This is a genomic window from Leyella lascolaii (genome assembly GCF_900079775.1).
Taxonomy (GTDB): Bacteria; Bacteroidota; Bacteroidia; order Bacteroidales; family Bacteroidaceae; genus Prevotella; species Prevotella lascolaii.
On the sequence record NZ_LT556060.1, the window covers coordinates 1 to 527 of the forward strand.

General features: G+C 40.8%; 1 protein-coding gene and 1 pseudogene. Both read left to right on the plus strand.

What is annotated here, in order from left to right; all coding sequences use genetic code 11:
* Positions 1-211: pseudogene (locus BN4609_RS15465) on the plus strand (tyrosine-type recombinase/integrase); the annotation flags it as partial.
* The coding region (locus tag BN4609_RS15470) for a virulence RhuM family protein (protein ID WP_068857385.1) at positions 208-527 on the plus strand (320 nt) is incomplete at its 3' end. The pseudogene BN4609_RS15465 and the gene BN4609_RS15470, both read left to right, overlap by 4 nt.

Genomic DNA, 527 nt, shown 5'->3' on the forward strand with positions numbered 1-527 from the left:
GGTTTGCCTCTCCAACGGAGTTCCAATAGAAACCGTGAGTTCAATGCTTGGTCACAAGAACATAAAGACAACCCAGGTGTATGCCAAGATTACCAAGGAAAAATTGAGCAAAGACGTGGAAAAGTTGTCTCAGCAAATAAATAACATTGAGGAATTCACGTTTGGAAATGTTTGCAACGATAATACTAACACTATAAATGGCAGAGTATGAAACGACAAGTGATAACAATACAAAAAGACATGGTCATCTACGCCCCACATCATGGTGAGGTGTGGATGACAGTTTGGGAGATTGCCGAACTGTTGAATGTAACGGGTACAGCAGTGAAGAATACCATCAAGCGCATTTGGAAACAAAGTGTGCTGAAAGACTTCCAGCATTCGCAATACGTCAAACTTGAAAATGGATATTCTGCGCATGTCTATGATATGGAAGTGATTATCGCCATAGCACTTCAAATGGATACATACCAAGCCTTGTTGTTCAGACAATGGTTTATCAGTAAGGTTGTGAACCGCAAGGATTG